The sequence below is a fragment of the Pseudodesulfovibrio mercurii genome (genome assembly GCF_000189295.2).
Lineage (GTDB): Bacteria > Desulfobacterota > Desulfovibrionia > Desulfovibrionales > Desulfovibrionaceae > Pseudodesulfovibrio > Pseudodesulfovibrio mercurii.
Window position 1 is genome coordinate 430073 of the sequence record NC_016803.1, and the last position, 15774, is coordinate 445846.

The 15774-nt window shown below is 63.6% G+C and carries 15 protein-coding genes and 2 tRNA genes; 10 read left to right on the forward strand and 7 right to left on the reverse strand.

The window, feature by feature from the left end; genetic code table 11:
* Positions 1-10 precede the first annotated feature (10 nt).
* The 4 genes from cysK to DND132_RS02015 form a co-directional block, all read right to left on the reverse strand.
* Positions 11-931, reverse strand: coding sequence for a cysteine synthase A (cysK, locus tag DND132_RS02000; protein WP_014321036.1), 921 nt, complete (start codon positions 929-931; stop codon positions 11-13).
* Between the two features lie 2 nt (positions 932-933).
* Complete coding sequence (gene nifS, locus DND132_RS02005; protein WP_014321037.1) at positions 934-2130, reverse strand: cysteine desulfurase NifS; 1197 nt, start codon at positions 2128-2130, stop codon at positions 934-936.
* A 2-nt stretch (positions 2131-2132) separates the two neighbouring features.
* Positions 2133-2987 carry a Fe-S cluster assembly protein NifU gene (gene nifU, locus DND132_RS02010; RefSeq protein ID WP_014321038.1) on the reverse strand — a complete coding sequence of 285 codons (855 nt, stop codon included), beginning with the start codon at positions 2985-2987 and terminating at the stop codon, positions 2133-2135.
* A 109-nt stretch (positions 2988-3096) separates the two neighbouring features.
* The gene (locus tag DND132_RS02015; protein WP_014321039.1) at positions 3097-3357 is read right to left on the reverse strand and encodes a DUF493 family protein; all 261 of its coding nucleotides are present in this window, start codon (positions 3355-3357) and stop codon (positions 3097-3099) included.
* Positions 3358-3569: 212 nt separating this feature from the next.
* On the opposite strand from DND132_RS02015, the gene DND132_RS02020 reads away from it, so the two are divergent.
* The 8 genes from DND132_RS02020 to DND132_RS02050 all read left to right on the forward strand — a co-directional run bounded on the left by DND132_RS02020 (position 3570) and on the right by DND132_RS02050 (position 12965).
* Entirely contained in the window at positions 3570-5708 is a 2139-nt protein-coding gene (locus tag DND132_RS02020) for a putative bifunctional diguanylate cyclase/phosphodiesterase (protein ID WP_014321040.1), read from the forward strand.
* 44 nt (positions 5709-5752) lie between these two features.
* Positions 5753-5935 (forward strand): hypothetical protein, encoded by a 183-nt coding sequence (locus tag DND132_RS02025; RefSeq protein ID WP_014321041.1) that lies wholly within the window; start codon positions 5753-5755, stop codon positions 5933-5935.
* Positions 5936-6084: 149 nt separating this feature from the next.
* A complete protein-coding gene (locus tag DND132_RS02030) occupies positions 6085-6501 on the forward strand; it encodes an Hsp20/alpha crystallin family protein (RefSeq protein WP_014321042.1) in 417 nt (138 codons plus the stop codon).
* Positions 6502-6518: 17 nt separating this feature from the next.
* On the forward strand, positions 6519-9020 hold the full coding sequence (locus tag DND132_RS02035; RefSeq protein ID WP_014321043.1) for a Lon protease family protein: 2502 nt from the start codon (positions 6519-6521) through the stop codon (positions 9018-9020).
* A gap of 62 nt (positions 9021-9082) precedes the next feature.
* Positions 9083-9250: a hypothetical protein gene (locus tag DND132_RS18415; protein WP_014321044.1), complete on the forward strand. Its 168-nt coding sequence runs from the start codon at positions 9083-9085 to the stop codon at positions 9248-9250.
* A gap of 495 nt (positions 9251-9745) precedes the next feature.
* Positions 9746-11422, forward strand: coding sequence for an acetolactate synthase large subunit (ilvB, locus tag DND132_RS02040; protein WP_014321045.1), 1677 nt, complete (start codon positions 9746-9748; stop codon positions 11420-11422).
* Positions 11415-11693 carry an acetolactate synthase small subunit gene (ilvN, locus tag DND132_RS02045; protein ID WP_014321046.1) on the forward strand — a complete coding sequence of 93 codons (279 nt, stop codon included), beginning with the start codon at positions 11415-11417 and terminating at the stop codon, positions 11691-11693. The genes ilvB and ilvN overlap by 8 nt, the downstream gene beginning before the upstream one ends.
* 426 nt (positions 11694-12119) lie before the next feature.
* Positions 12120-12965, forward strand: coding sequence for a flagellin (locus DND132_RS02050; RefSeq protein WP_014321047.1), 846 nt, complete (start codon positions 12120-12122; stop codon positions 12963-12965).
* A 74-nt stretch (positions 12966-13039) separates the two neighbouring features.
* Here the strand turns inward: DND132_RS02050 and DND132_RS02055 are convergent.
* Positions 13040-13115, reverse strand: a tRNA-Thr gene (locus DND132_RS02055).
* A 64-nt stretch (positions 13116-13179) separates the two neighbouring features.
* Positions 13180-13256 (reverse strand) — tRNA-Pro (locus DND132_RS02060).
* 272 nt (positions 13257-13528) lie between these two features.
* Here DND132_RS02060 and DND132_RS02065 point away from each other — a divergent pair.
* Positions 13529-14071: a chemotaxis protein CheW gene (locus DND132_RS02065; RefSeq protein WP_014321048.1), complete on the forward strand. Its 543-nt coding sequence runs from the start codon at positions 13529-13531 to the stop codon at positions 14069-14071.
* 60 nt (positions 14072-14131) lie between these two features.
* On the opposite strand, the gene DND132_RS02070 is transcribed toward DND132_RS02065, so the two are convergent.
* A complete protein-coding gene (locus tag DND132_RS02070; protein WP_014321049.1) occupies positions 14132-14854 on the reverse strand; it encodes a Smr/MutS family protein in 723 nt (240 codons plus the stop codon).
* A 139-nt stretch (positions 14855-14993) separates the two neighbouring features.
* On the opposite strand from DND132_RS02070, the gene DND132_RS02075 reads away from it, so the two are divergent.
* Positions 14994-15752 (forward strand): ABC transporter ATP-binding protein, encoded by a 759-nt coding sequence (locus tag DND132_RS02075; protein ID WP_014321050.1) that lies wholly within the window; start codon positions 14994-14996, stop codon positions 15750-15752.
* Positions 15753-15774 lie beyond the last annotated feature (22 nt).

The window sequence follows — 15774 nt, forward strand, 5'->3', positions numbered from 1 at the left end:
GAATCTCCCTTTATTCGAAGAGCGGGGTGCTCAGGTACCGTTCGCCGGTGTCGCAGACGATGAAGACGATCATCTTGCCCGCGTTCTCCTTGCGCGCCGCCAGCTTGAGGGCCGCCGCGCAGTTGGCCCCGGACGAGATGCCGCAGAGGATGCCTTCCTCGCGCATGAGCCGCTTGGCGGTCTCCAGGGCCTCGTCGTTGGTGATGCGGACCACCTCGTCGATGATCTCCGTGTTCAGGGCCCCGGGCACGAAACCCGCGCCGATGCCCTGGATGGCGTGGGGGCCGGGCTCGCCGCCGGACAGGACCGGAGAGGCGTCGGGTTCCACGGCCACGGCCTTGACCGCGGGTTTGCGGGCCTTGAGGGCCTCGGCCACGCCGGTCAGGGTGCCGCCCGTGCCCACGCCGGCCACGAACAGGTCCACCTCGCCGTCGGTGTCCTCCCAGATCTCCAGCCCCGTGGTCCGGCGATGGGCCTCGGGGTTGGCTGGGTTGTCGAACTGCATGGGCATGAAGGCGTTGTCCGTCTCCCGGACGATCCGTTGCGCCCGGTCGATGGCCCCCTTCATGCCCTCGGCGGCCGGGGTCAGGATCAGCTCCGCGCCCAGCCCCTTGAGCAGCTTGCGCCGCTCCATGGACATGGACTCGGGCATGGTCAGGATGAGCTTCATCCCCTTGACGGCGCAGACAAAGGCCAGACCGATGCCGGTGTTGCCGCTGGTCGGCTCCACCAGGACCGTGTTCTCGTCGATGGTCCCGTTTTTCAGGGCGGTCTCGATCATGTTCCGGCCGATGCGGTCCTTGACCGAGCCGCACGGGTTGTAGAATTCCAGTTTGGCGACCACCTCGGCCTTGAGCCCGGCGGACAGCCTGTTCAGGCGGACCATGGGCGTGCGCCCGATGAGATCCGTCATGTTGTCGGCAATGTTCATGGCTACTCCGAAAAGCTTTTGGTGCAGGCCGGGGCCTGCTTTTCCGCCGAGAACGGCGAGAGCTTGCGCAGGTTTTCGATGATCGGCGGCAGGGTCTTGACCACGAAGTCGATCTCCTCCTCGGTGTTGAACCGGCTCAGGGAGAAACGGATGGACCCGTGGGCGAAGGTGAAGGGCACGCCCATGGCGCGGAGCACGTGGGACGGCTCCAGGGAGCCCGAGGTGCAGGCCGAGCCGGAGCTGGCCGCGATGCCCACCTGGTCCATCATCAGCAGGATGGCCTCGCCCTCGACGTAGCCGAAGGAGATGTTCGTGGTGTTGGGCAGACGGTGTTCCGGGTCGCCGTTGAGCTTGGTGTCCGGGATGGCCTTGAGCAGGCCGGTCTCCAGCCTGTCGCGCAGCCTCTTCACCTCGGTGTTCTCCTCGACCATGTGTTCGCGGGCCAGTTCGCAGGCCTTGCCCAGGGCGATGATGCCCGTGGTGTTCTCGGTGCCCGCGCGGCGGCTGCGCTCCTGGTGCCCGCCGATGAGGAACGGGCGGAAGGGCAGGCGCCTGCGCACGAAGAGCGCGCCCACACCCTTGGGGGCGTGCAGCTTGTGCCCGGACAGGGAGAGCATGTCCACCGGCACCCTGGACAGGTCTATGTCCACCTTGCCCACGGCCTGGACCGCGTCGGTGTGGAAGAACACGTCGTGTTCCTTGGCGATCTTGGCCATCTCCTCGATGGGATGGATGTTGCCTGTCTCGTTGTTGGCCCACATGACCGAGACGATGGCCGTGTCCGGCCTCAGGGCCGCCTTGTATTCCTCGATGTCGAGGCGGCCGAACTCGTCGGTGCCGAGGTAGGTGACCTCGTAGCCGTCCTTCTTTTCGAGGTATTTGCACAGGCTCAGAATGGCCGGGTGCTCCACGGCGGTGGTGATGATGTGGCGCCGGTCGGGCCGGGCGGCCAAGGCCGAGCGGATGGCCGTGTTGTCGGACTCGGAGCCGCAGGAGGTGAAGATGATCTCCTCGGGCTCGCAGCCGAGTAGGGCCGCCACGGAGGCGCGCGCCTCCTTGAGCTTGACCCCCACCTGGCCGCCGAAGCGGTGCATGGAGGAGGGGTTGCCGTACAATTCGGTGAAATAGGGCTTCATGGCCTCGAACACGGCCGGGTCCACCTGCGTGGTGGCGTTGTTGTCCAGATAGATGGTCTGCATGATTATCCCTCCCGCACCTTCAGGCCGGGATCGACCTTTTCCCTGAGGGCGGTCTCCACCAGCCCTTCCAGGGTCGCCCGGCTGGACGGGCAGCCCGAGCACATGCCCAGGAAGCGGACGACCACGGCGTCGCGGTCGATGTCCACCAGTTCGATGTTGCCGCCGTCCGCCTTGAGCTTGGGCCGGACGTCCTCGTCGATGACCCGCTCGATGAGGTGCATGCGCTGGATGTTGGTCATGCCCTCGGCCGGGAAGGCGGGGGTCGCCGACGGAGTGGGGCAGACGCCCTCGCCGCGTGCCTCGGCCAGGAGCCGTTCCAGGTCCGGGATGCACTTGCCGCAGCCGCCGCCGGCCTTGGTGAAGTTGGTCACGTCCTCCACGGTCTTGAGGTCGTTGACCTTGATGGCCTCGAGGATCTCCTCGTCGAACACGCCGAAGCATTCACAGATGAGCTCGCCCTCGTGGGAGTGTTCGGCCTTGGACGGGGCCTCGCCGCGCATGTTTTTGATGGCCTGTTCCAGGGCCTCCTGGCCCATGACCGAGCAGTGCATCTTCTCGCGGGGCAGGCCGCCCAGGTATTCGGCGATGTCCTTGTTGGTAAGCTTTTCCGCCTCTTCCACGGTCTTGCCGATAATCAGCTCGGTCAGGGCGGAGCTGGAGGCGATGGCGCTGGCGCAGCCGAAGGTCTGGAACTTGGCGTCGGTGATCCTGCCGTCGTCGCCGACCTTAATGTACAGGGTCAGGGCGTCGCCGCAGGCCAGCGAGCCGACTTCGCCGATCCCGTCCGCGTCCTCAATGGTGCCCGCGTTGCGCGGATTCAGGAAATGGTCCTTAACTTTGTCGGTATATTCCCACATGTTGACTCCGAAATGGCTGAGTTCATCTGAACAGTTGTAACAAGTGCGATACGATCACATTCGTTTACAGTAAGTCCCGACGCGCCGACTGTAAAGGCTTGAGCGCGGATTAGAGGGACATGACCCCCGGAACCTGGGCCGCCTTTTCGTACACGGCCATGACTTCGTCCGCGGAACACATGGTCGAAGTCATCGTCACACTGGTATATTTTCCGGTCTTGGACTGGCGGAACGAGAGGGGCTCCGAGGCGAAGACCTCCTTGAAACGGTCCAGGCTTTCGGCCGGGACGATGAATTTGTAGACGTATGGACACGGCCATTGGTGGTGTTCGTCCAGGGTTTGCTTGAATTTTATCAATTTGTCGGACATAAGATTCTCCTGTCTCATGTATGATGGGGCGGCCGCGAGGGATTGTTCCCGGCACGCCGGACCATGGTGGAGCATAGCGCAAAGAGCCAACGATTCCAATAAAATGGTTTTTCATTCATGCGATTTATAACATCATTCCGGAATAAGCTGGGATATGGTCCATTCTGCGGTAGGGGCGCCGGAACCGTCCCGAGCCGAATCAAGGAAGGGAAATGAGTGAAATAGTAGACGTTCTCGTCGTGGACGACGAACGGATCAACCTCAAGCTGGTGGAGGGCATCCTGCGCGGGCAGGACCTCAACCTGGTCACGGCCATGTCCGGGGCGGAGGCCCTCAACCTGCTTCCGGACCACGACTTCGCCGTGGCCCTCCTGGACGTCATGATGCCCGGCATGGACGGCTTCGAGCTGGCCGAGCGGCTGCGCGGCTCCGAGGCCACCCGGAACATCCCGATCATCTTCATCACCGCCATCAGCAAGGAGCAGCGGCATGTCTTCCACGGCTACGAGCTGGGCGCGGTGGACTATCTGTTCAAGCCGGTGGAGCCGGAAATTCTGCGCGGCAAGACCAACATCTTCGCCGAACTGCACCGGCACAAGCGCTCCCTTATGGAGACCACCCGGCGGCTCGAGGCCACGGTGGCGGAGCTGGAGGCGTCCCGCGAGGCCCTGGCCCGGTCCGAGCAGCGCTACCGCATGGTCGCGGACTACAACTACGACTGGGAGAGCTGGATCGGCCCCAACGGCAGCCTCCGCTACATCTCGCCGTCCTGCGAGCGGATCAGCGGCTATTCGCCCCAGCGGTTCCTCGACGAGCCGGACCTGATGCAGCGCATCGTCCACCGCGAGGACCTGAACAAGTGGGTCCAGTTCATGCAGGACGACACCGTGGGCGACGAGGAGAGCCTGGATTTCCGCATCGGCGACATCAACGCCAAGACCAAGTGGCTGAGCCTGGTCCGCCACTCCATCTCTTCGGACAAGGGCGAGCCCCTGGGCCTCCGCCTGAGCATGCGCGACATCACCAACCGCAAGCTCGTGGAGAGCAAGCTCCAGCACAGCAACTTCCACGATCCCCTGACCGGCCTGCCCAACCGGACCCTGTTCCTGGAACGGCTCAACCGGGCGGCGGAGCGGTGCGCCCGCTCCGGTGAATTTTTCGCGGTCCTGTTCATCAACATGGACCGCTTCCAGGCGGTCAACGACCACTACGGGCACAGCGTGGGCGACAAGCTCATGGTCCGGATCGGGGTCAAGCTCCAGCAGACGGTCCGGCCCATCGACACCGTGGCCCGCTTCGGCAGCGACGAATTCGGCGTGCTCATCGAGGACATGCCCCGGCGCAGCGATGTCCGGCCCCTCATCCGCTTGATTTTCGATTCCTTCAGGGAGCCGGTGGAGGTGGACGGCATCACCTTCACCCTGTCCGCCAGCATAGGCTACGACGTCGGGGCCGGTACCGAGGTCGATACCGAGGAGGTCCTGCACAACGCCCAGGTGGCCATGAACGAGGCCAAGGAGGAGGGCAAGAACCGGGTCACGGCCTACGACAAGCGCATGCGCGAGGGCATGATCAACGTCCTGGCCGTGGAAAGCGAGCTCAACCGCGCCCTGGTGGCCGGCGAGTTTACGGCCCACTACCAGCCCATCGTCAACCTGGCCGACGGCAGCCTCTACGGGTTCGAGGCCCTGGCCCGCTGGAACCATCCCGAGCGCGGCCTGGTCAGTCCCGGCGAATTCATCCCCGTGGCCGAGGAGACCGGTCAGATCGTCACCCTGGGTTCCCAGATTCTGGAGGAGGCGTGCACGGCCATGCAGGAGTGGACCCGGCGGTATCCGGCGGCGGAGAACCTGACCATCGCCGTGAACATCTCGGCCAAACAGTTCGCCGAGAGTTCGCTGGCGGCCAACGTGGAGCGCGTTCTGAAGCGGACCGGCCTGCGTCCCGGCAGGCTCAAGCTCGAGATCACCGAGACCGTGGTCATGCTCGACGCGATCAAGTCGGTCAACCAGCTCAAGACCCTGAAGAACCTCGGCATCCTGCTGTCCATCGACGACTTCGGCACAGGCTACTCGTCCATGAGCTATCTCCAGCGGTTCCCCACGGACCAGCTCAAGATCGACCTGAGCTTCGTCCAGCGCATGGAGTCCTCCCCGGAGAACATCGAGATCATCCGGGCCATCGTGAACATGGCCCACTCCCTGCGGCTGCGCGTGGTGGCCGAGGGCATCGAGACGGAGCGGCAAAGGGACTTGCTTTATTCACTGCAATGCGATTACGGTCAGGGCTACCTGTACTCGCGCCCGCTCCCACGGGAGCAGGCCGAAGATTTCGTCAAGGATTCAAAGTAGATAAACTGGCATTTCATCCGTCTCAATAACTGGAGTTTTTCCCCATGAATCTCAGCGCACCGCAACTGCTCACCTGGATCGTCGGCGTGATCATCGGCCTTCTCGGCATCCTCATCCAGCTCGACGTCATGTCCATCCCGGTCCTGGAGGACCTGGTCCGGCCCTTCTGGCTGGTCTCCACGGGGTTCGTCATCCTGGCCGTGTCCAATCTCTTCCGCAGTCTCTAGGGGAGCGAGCTTCCCAGCGCCGTTGCCGGGGCCTGACGAAAAATCGTCAGGCCCCTGTTTTTTTTGTCGTGGGTGATGTACCCTGGAACGGTATTCGATGATTCCCGGACGAGCGTCGGCGACGGATTCGCCGAGGAGGGTTAACGCCAATGGCTGATTTGAAACGATGGAGCCGCGACGAGATATCGCGCATGCGCAGCGACGTGGACCGGCTCTTTGACGACCTGTGCGCGGACTTCAACCTGCCGTCCCTGTTCTGCCGAATGGCTGGCGACCTCATCCTCGACGAGGAGGACGATACCCTGGTGGTACGGCTGGAACTCGGCAACATGAATCCGGAGGACGTGCACGTCTCGGTGATGGAGCGCCAGCTCTCCATCGTTGCGGAGACCCGGCAGTCCGGCCCCGGACACGCCAGCACCCACAGTTTTCACAAGGAGCTGCGCCTGCCGTGCCGCATCGACACGGACGGTGTCCGGGCGGAATTCGACGACGGCGTGTTGGTGGTCAGGCTGCCCAAGTGCGCGGACCAGTCGGGACAACGGATCAGGATTTCCCGGAAATAACCTACGGAGACGGACTCATGGCCAAGAAAAGCACGACATTCGAAGTACCCGTCGAGAAGCTCAAGTGGACTCCGGGCCCCGACCAGCTGTCCATCGGGACCACGGACGACCTGGAGCCCCAGAAGGACATCATCGGCCAGAAGCGCGGCGTGGAGGCCTTCCGCTTCGGCATGGGCATGGTCAAGAAGGGCTACAATATTTTCGTCACGGGCCAGCCCGGCCTGGGGAGGCTGTCCACGGTGCGCAAGCTCCTGGGCGAGATGGGCAACGGCCGCCCGACCCCCAGCGACCTCTGCTACGTGAACAACTTCAAGCATCCCGAGGCGCCCATCCTGCTCCGCTTCGAGCCGGGGCAGGGCGACCGCTTCAAGAAGGACATGCAGAAGTTTCTGGACGACATCAAGCGCGAGGTCCCTCAGCTCTTCGAGAGCGAGGAGTACATCGCCCGCAAGAACGAGATCGCCGAGGCCCACGAGAAAAAGGTCATGGGCTTCTACAAGGCCATCGAGGACCAGGTCAAAGACACCGGCCTGGTGGTCGTGCGCATGCAGATGGGCCCCATCCAGCGGCCGGACGTGGTCCCGCTGGTGGACGGCGAGCCCAAGCGCATGATCGAATTGGAGGAGCTGGTGGACAAGGGCCGCTTCCCCCGCGAGGAGTTCGAGAAGCTGCGTGACAAGCGGCTGGAGCTCAAGGAGGAGATCGACCACATCGTCCAGGAACTCAAGGAGTTGCAGAAGGAGGTCGGGGAGAAGCACCGCGAGGTGGACCGGCTCATGTTTCTGGCCCTGGCCCAGGAGTTCCTCAAGCCCGTGCGCGAGGCCTACGCCGACGAGCGGGTGGAGAAATACCTGGAGTCCGTGCTCGACAGCATGGTCGAGGACCTGGACTCCATCAAAGCCCTGGGCGGTCCGGGCCACCCCGGCCCGATCCCCGGCATGGTCATGCCCGGCCCGTCCGCCGAGATGGTCTTCCAGCCGTACCAGGTCAACCTGCTGGTGGACAACGCCGAGACCCAGGGGCCGCCGGTCATCGTGGAATCCTATCCCACCTACCGCAACCTGTTCGGCTCCATCGAGCGGGTCATGGACCGCATGGGCGGCTGGCACACGGACTACACCAAGATCAAGGCGGGCTCCTTCGTCAAGGCCAACGGCGGCTACCTGGTCATCAACCTGATGGACGCCATCATGGAGCCCGGCGTGTGGCAGACCCTGAAGCGGGCGCTCAAGACCGAAAAGATCGAGATCGAGACCTTCGATCCGTACTACTTTATCAGCGCCACGGGCCTCAAGCCCGAGCCCATCGACATGGCCGTCAAGGTGGTCGTGCTCGGCAGCCCGTACCTCTACGCGTTGCTACGCAACTACGACGAGGACGTGCCCAAGATATTCAAGGTCCGGGCCGACTACGAGTCGAGCATGGACCTGACCGACGACTCCATGCTCCAGGTGGCCCGGTTCGTGCGCGGCGAGGTGGACCGCAACGGGCTCAAGCCCTTCGACCGCAGCGGCGTGGCCGCCATCCTGGAGGAGGGCGTCCGCTGGGCGGGCCGCCAGGAGAAGATCACCACGGCCTTCCCCGGACTGGACGACCTCCTTTCCGAGGCCGACTACTTCGCGGGCCAGGCCGGGGCCGAGGCGGTCTCGGGCGAGCACGTGCGCGAGGCCGTGGAGGCCAAAATCTACCGCTCCAACCAGGTGGAGGAGCGCATCCAGGAGATGATCGACCGGGGCAGCCTGTTCGTGGACACGGACGGCGAGGTCGCTGGCCAGGTCAACGGCCTGGCCGTGTATTCCTTAGGCGACTATATGTTCGGAAAACCCTCAAGAATCACGGCGGTTACGTCGCTGGGCAAGGAGGGGATCATCAATATCGAGCGCGAGGCGGACATGTCCGGCCCGACGCACAACAAGGGCATGCTCATCCTGTCCGGCTTCCTGCGCAGCCGGTTCGCCCAGGACAAGCCCCTGTCCCTGGCGGCCAGCATCGCCTTCGAGCAGTCCTACGGCGGCATCGACGGCGACTCGGCCTCGTCCACGGAGCTGTACGCCCTGTTGTCGAGCCTGTCCGGGGTACCCATCCGCCAGTACATCGCGGTCACGGGTTCCGTGAACCAGTACGGCGAGGTCCAGCCCATCGGCGGGGTGAACCAGAAGATCGAGGGGTTCTTTCTGTGCTGCAAGCACGCGGGCCTGACCGGCCGTCAGGGCGTCATGATCCCGCACCCCAACGTCAAGGATCTGATGCTTCGCGACGAGGTCATCGAGGCGGTCAAGGCGGGCACGTTCCACATCTGGGCCGTGAAGACCATCGACGAGGGCATCGAGCTCCTGACCGGCATGAAGGCGGGCGTGCGCGGCGCGGGCGGCAAGTATCCGGCCAAGACCATCAACCGGTTGGTGGACGACAAGCTGCGCGACCTGGCCGACAAGCTGGCCGCCTTCGGCAAGGACCAGGACGAAAAGAAGAAGCCCGCCGCCAAAAAAGCGGCCAAGGACAAGCCCGCCAAGAAGTAGGGCGGGCCCGTTGACGACAACAAAGGGGTTGCGATTCGTCGCAACCCCTTTTCGAGGCATGCATGAATCTGTTGAGACTGAATATCTGGCGAAAATGCATCCTGGCGGGCTTCGCCCTCGCCGTGGTGCTCATGTTCTCCATCAACTGGGGCTACCACTTCAACGTCGGCCATGTGGTCCGCATGTTCGTCGGGGCCGCGGCTCTGTGGCTCGTCGTGGACCGGCTCTAGTCCGGTCCGATCACGCGTGATCGCGTGGCCTGCGGGCGTTCCCGGACCGCTCCGATCACGCCTCGGGCGATTATTCCCGGCGGGCGGGGGGGGCCTTCGGGCGCGACGGCGGCCGCTGCGGCCCGCCTCATGAGCCGGGCGTGGTCTTTTGGCTTACTAAATTTCCTGTAATTCAAGCATGTAACGTATATCTGCGAGTGAACCTGTCGGTTTCTTTCGGAAAAGTGCTTGACCTTTCGATTTGGCCGGACTAATCAAAATTTCAAAGGACAAAAGGAACTTTCCATGTTGCGCGTCACCAATACCCTTACTCTCGCTCCCGCCAGCCTATCCCAGGCTGTCGTATGCGTCGTCGTGGACGTAGTAGTAGGTCGTGTTCATAGGGACGCGCCATAGCGGGATAGGTACATTCGAATTTCACAAACCCCCGTCGGTGCGAACCGGTGGGGGTTTTTCGTTACTTCCCACCGGAGACGGGGCCCACAGGAGGCTCAAATGAAAATGTCAGGTGCGGAAATAATCATCAAATTGCTGGAACGGCAGGGTGTGCGGACCATTGCCGGCATTCCGGGCGGGGCGAATCTGCCGCTCTACGACGCCATGGGCAAGAGCGGGAACATCAAGCACATCCTGACCCGGCACGAGCAGGGGGCCGGGTTCATCGCCCAGGGCATGGCCCGGGTCACGGGCAAACCGGCGGTCTTCTTCGCCACCTCGGGGCCGGGCGCGACCAACACCCTGACGGCCATCGCCGACGCCAAGCTCGACTCCATCCCGATCATCTGCATCACCGGCCAGGTGCCCCTGTCCATGATCGGGACCGACGCGTTCCAGGAGGTGGACACCTACGGCCTGTCCGTGCCCATCACCAAGCACAATTTCCTGGTCCGGTCCGCCGAGGACCTGCTCAAGGTCATCCCGGACGCCTTCCGTATCGCCGCCAGCGGCCGTCCCGGCCCGGTGGTCATCGACGTGCCCAAGGACGTGCAGATGGCCGAGGTGGAGTTCGACGAGTGGCCCGAACCCGGCGCGCCCGACGCCACGCCCGAGCTGTTCCACGGCGAGATCGAGCACGCGGCGGCCATGATCAACCGGGCCGAGCGGCCCGTGCTCTACCTGGGCGGCGGCGTGATCCAGTCCGACTCCGCGGCCCAGGCCCTGGCCGTGGCCGAGAAGGGGGCCATCCCGGCGGTCATGACCCTCATGGGGTTGGGGACCATCCCCTCGGGCCACCCGCTGAACCTGGGCATGCTCGGCATGCACGCGGCGCGCTACACCAACCTGGCCCTGGAGGAATGCGACCTGCTCATCGCCGTGGGCGTGCGCTTCGACGACCGGGCCACGGGCAAGGTCTCGGAGTTCTGCCCGCAGGCCAAGATCATCCACATGGACATCGATCCGAGCGAACTGGACAAGATCAAGACCGCCCACGCCACGGTGCGGGGCGACGTGGCCGACGTGCTGGCGGCCATCCTGCCGCACGTCGAGCGCAGGAACCGGACCGAGTGGAACAGCCGGATCACGGCCCTGAAGGCGGCCCACCCCATGATCGTGCCCGGCGCGGACGATCCCGCCTCGGCCTACGGCGTCATCCTCAAGGCCGCCGAACTGGCCGGGGACCAGGCCATCGTCTGCACCGACGTGGGCCAGCACCAGATGCGTACCGCCCAGGTCTATCCCTTCAGCCACCCGCGCCACTGGCTGACCTCCGGCGGTCTCGGGACCATGGGCTTCGGCATGCCCGCGGCCCTGGGCGCGGCTCTGGCCGCCCCGGACAAGCCGGTCATCTGTTTTTCCGGCGACGGCTCGATCATGATGAACATCCAGGACCTGGCCACGGCCATGGAATACGACATCCCGGTCAAGATCATCCTGACCAACAACAACGCCCTGGGGCTGGTCCGCCAGCAGCAGGATCTCTTCTACGGCAAGCGCTACGTGGCGTCCGACTACTGCAAGTGTGTGGACTTCATAAAGATCGCCGACGGCTTCGGGATCAAAACCTATGACCTGGGCAACTGCGCCGATCCCGAAGGGACCCTGGCCCAGGCCCTGGCCGAGCCTGGCCCGGCGCTCATCCACGTGCCCGTCAGCCCGGACGAACCCGTGTATCCCATGGTGGCCCCCGGTGCGGCCAATTCCCAAATGATCGGAGGTGAGAGCCATGTGTAAGCAGACCGTCATCGAACTGTCGGTGAACAACCATCCCGGCGTCATGTCCCACATCTGCGGCCTGTTCGCCCGCCGGGCCTACAACGTCGAGGGCATCGCCTGCATGCCGGTCAACGGCGGCGGGACCAGCAAGATATGGCTGCTGGTCAACGCCGACGACCGGTTGGACCAGATGATCAAGCAGGTGGACAAGCTTGAGGACGTGCTTCTGGTCGAGCGCTACGACAGCGGCCACCCCGTCTTCGCCAAGATGGCCGAATTCGTTCAATAAGCCCCTTCCGAGGGGAACCTTCCTCTCTCCGAGGCCGGCTCGCGCCGGCCTTTTCTTTTGGGGGACTGTCCCGTTACGTCCCTGACGGGAAAAAACAGACGTTGAAAGCCGCTTCGCGGCGCAAGTCGGATGATTTCGCCTCCGGCGAGCAAGGACTCGCGCCCTTGCATCCCTCTTCTGCGCCTGCGGCGCAACTTTTCATCGCTACGCGGATTCCACCCGGCGAAAAGGGAGTCAGTTGTATATGTCCGTTTTTTGGGGCGTGCGGCGGGGCCTGCGGCGGGGCGTGCGGCGGGTGGGCGCAGCCGGAAGGGGGAGCCGGGAAGGGGGGGCGCAGGGCGTGGAACAAGAGCGTTCATGCCCCCTAAAGTTCCGGGCCGGACCGCCGATAACGTTCTCGGTGCATTGTAACCTCCGGGAGACGGCATGGCCCTGACCGACATCGAGAAGAGCTTGCTCTACGACTACTCGTTTCAGCTGTTGCAGCAGGATATGCTGACCAACCAGCTGTTCGGCTCGTCGGCCGTGGGCCGGGACCTGCGCAGCCTGATCCTAGGCGGGCCGGTCCGGGCGGCCACCTTCACCAATCCCTTCGAGGAGGCCATCAGCGGCCAGTTGCGCGGCGACGCGGCCGCCGTGCGTCAGGCCTCAAACAACGTGGGCGAGGCCGCATCCATGATGGGCGTGGCCCGGACCGACATGGCCACCATCGTGGATGCCCTGAACGACATGGAGGACATGATCGACCAGATCAACTCCGGCGAGCTGGACGGCACGAGCGCCGTGGTCCAGAGCGACTTCGACGCCCTGCGGGACAAGATCACCGGGGCCATCTCCAATTCCGACTTCAACGGCATCGCGCTGCTCGACTCCTCCCAATGGGGCACGGACCAGATCGACGCCGACGGCAACGTCTACATCCAGTCGAGCAAGGACGGCGGGTTCAACATCACCTTCCACTCCGTGGACACCCCGTCCAGCGGCGTGGCCTGGACCGACCTCGACGGCGCGGACCTCGGGGACTCCGGCACCAGGGCGACCCAGCTCGGCTACGTCCAGTCCCTGCAAAGCGAGATGTCCGCCATCCTGAACGTGTACGAGGGCAAGGAGGATAGCCTCCAGTCGCAGCAGCTCAGCCTCGAGAGCCAGGCCCAGCTCCTGGACCAGGCCGCCCAGCTGCGCAAGCCCTCGGACCCGGACTATTCCCTGGAACAGCTCCTGGCCGACCTCGTGGCCCGGACTACCGGGACCATTGTGGACGGAAGCGGGTAGGAGCGGATAAGCCGGGTCCTGTTGTCACGCAATAAAAAACGCCCTTCGAGAGAAGGGCGTTTTTTTTTGATATATGGAGCTGCTGGACGGGATTGAACCGTCTACCTCATCCTTACCAAGGATGCGCTCTACCGATTGAGCTACAGCAGCGTTCCAGCTGTTTTCGATGAAATGCCGGGCCGATTTTCTCGGCCCAGCGGGGTGTTTCATCGTTTGGTCGGGATGAGAGGATTTGAACCTCCGACCCCTTGAACCCCATTCAAGTGCGCTCCCAGACTGCGCTACATCCCGACGCGAAGTGAGTAACTAGCCGTGCACGGGTTTGTTGTCAACGGTTTTTTCGGAAAAAATGTCAACTTGGTGTATTTTTTGACGATTGCCGTGGGCTCCCGCCTTGTGCAAGCTGGCGGGCAGGGGACATTTATAATGGCATTTCCCTTCGGGCGTGTATAACAGGGTAGCTGAAACGTTGGATAACTCCCGGGAACGTCGCCGGCCCCGCCGGGCGCGGGCAGAACCGGGTCATCAATTTCAGGAATGAACAAGCAATCAGGGGGTTGGGCATGGCTGATGAAGCGCTGAAAGACATCAATCAGTTTTTGACCTTCACGCTGGGCAAGGAGATCTTCGCCCTGGACATCGGCACCGTCCGCGAGGTCCTGGAGCTGACCTCCATCACCAAGATTCCGAGGACGCCCAAATTCATGCGCGGGGTCATCAACCTGCGCGGGCACGCCGTGCCCGTGGTGGACATGCGCCTCAAGCTGGGCATGTCCAAGGGCGAGGACACGGTGGATACCTGCATCATCATCGTGGAGATCGAGTACGAGGGCGAGTTCACGGTCATGGGAGCGCTGGTCGATTCGGTGCGCGAGGTCTTCGAGATGACCCCGGACACCATCGAGCCGGCCCCGAAGATGGGCGCGGCCATCAACGCCGAGTACATCAAGGGCATGGGCCGCCAGAACGAGCAGTTCATCATCATCATCGACATCAACAAGATCTTCTCCGCCGAGGAGCTGGCCATCGCCAAGGACATGGCCGGACTGGGCGGAGCCGACCGGGCCCCGGCACCGGAAGAGGCCGCCGCACAGGCCCAGGCGTAGAACCGCAACAAAAACCCCCGTCCGGAAGGGCGGGGGTTTTTCGTCCGGGCCGGTTTTCGGCTATTCCTCCCAGTTCATCATCTTGTCCCAGCGGACCTTGCCTTCGGTCTTCTTCTGCTTGCGCAGCAGGACGTAGAGGGCGCCCGCGCCGCCGTGCTTGGGTTGGGCCGTGCAGAAGGCCAGGACCACGCGCCGAAGCGGCTCCTTGGTCAGCCAGGCCTCGGCCTCGGAGCGCAGGATGGGCTGGCCGCCCGGCGAGTTCTTGCCCCGGCCGGTGACCACCAGCACGCAGCGGTGCCCCTGGAGATAGGATTCGCGGATGAAGAAGAGCAGGGAGTCCCGCGCCTGGTCCGAGGTCATGCCGTGCAGGTCCAGGTGCCCGGCCACGCTCAGGGAACCGGCCTTGAGCCGCTGGAATATCTTGATGTCCAGGCCGCGCACGTAGCCGTACATGAACTCGTCCGTGTATTCGAGCTCGAACTCGATGTCCCCGCGCATGAAGCGGGCCAGGTCGTTTCCGGCCTCCTCCTCGGGCGAGAGCGCCCGGTTCGGCCCCGTCTGCACGGCAGGGGGCACCTTGCGGCCGCCCTGGCCGTCCATGGGCTTCACCCCGTGCATGGCGGCCATGAACATTTCCTCGTCATACGAGTCCTCCTCGGGGTTGACATTTTCCTTTGGGGCCGCATTTTTCTCGTACGGAAGTGAATAGACGTCCTCTTTTTCCTTCTTGAACTTGATCTGCTTGAGATCGCCAAGGTCGTTCATGCGTTTTTTGGCCATCATGTACCTGCCTTTGGTCGAACCGAGTATATTGAAACCCGCGTGGGTTGGCGGCTGGTGCCATCCGGCGAAGCTATCGCTGGACTTCCGCGACGTGCTTGAGTAATGAGCCTGTTGCACATCATTCAAAGCGAGGAAACACATGCTGACCATTGAAGACTTGCATGTCAACATCGGCGACAAAGAGGTCCTGCGAGGGATCGATCTCGAGATAAATGACGGGGAGACCTTCATCCTGTTCGGACCCAACGGCTCCGGCAAGACCTCCCTGCTCATGACCCTGATGGGCTTTTCCGGCTATGAGGTGACCAGGGGCAAAATAACCTTCCAGGGCCGGGACATCACCAACGCGCCCATGTACGAGCGCGCCCGCCTGGGCATGGGCATGTCCTTCCAGCGTCCGCCGACCATCCACGGCCTGCGCACCCGCCACCTGGTGCAGATGTGCTCGCGCAAGGGCCACGTCAACGCCGACCTGCTGGCCGAGATCGTGAACATGGGCGATTTCCTCGACCGCGACATCAACGCGGGTTTTTCCGGCGGCGAGATCAAGCGTTCGGAACTGCTCCAGCTCATGGCCCAGCAACCCGACCTGGTGCTCTTCGACGAGCCCGAGTCCGGCGTGGACATGGAGAACATGCAGCTCGTCGGCAAGGTCGCCCGCGACGTCCTGGACGGCAAGTTCAGCGTGGCCCCGGACCTGAGCCTCAAGGAGCGCAAGGAGCGGGTCAAGACCTCCGGGCTGATCATCACCCACACCGGGTACATCCTCGACTACGTGAACGCCGACCGGGGCCAGGTCCTGTACCAGGGCCATCTGTGCTGCGAAGGCCGCCCCCGCGACATTCTGGACCACATTCGGGAGCACGGCTACCAGGAATGTGTCCGCTGCATGAACTAGCCGTCGGCACGGGAGAATTGAT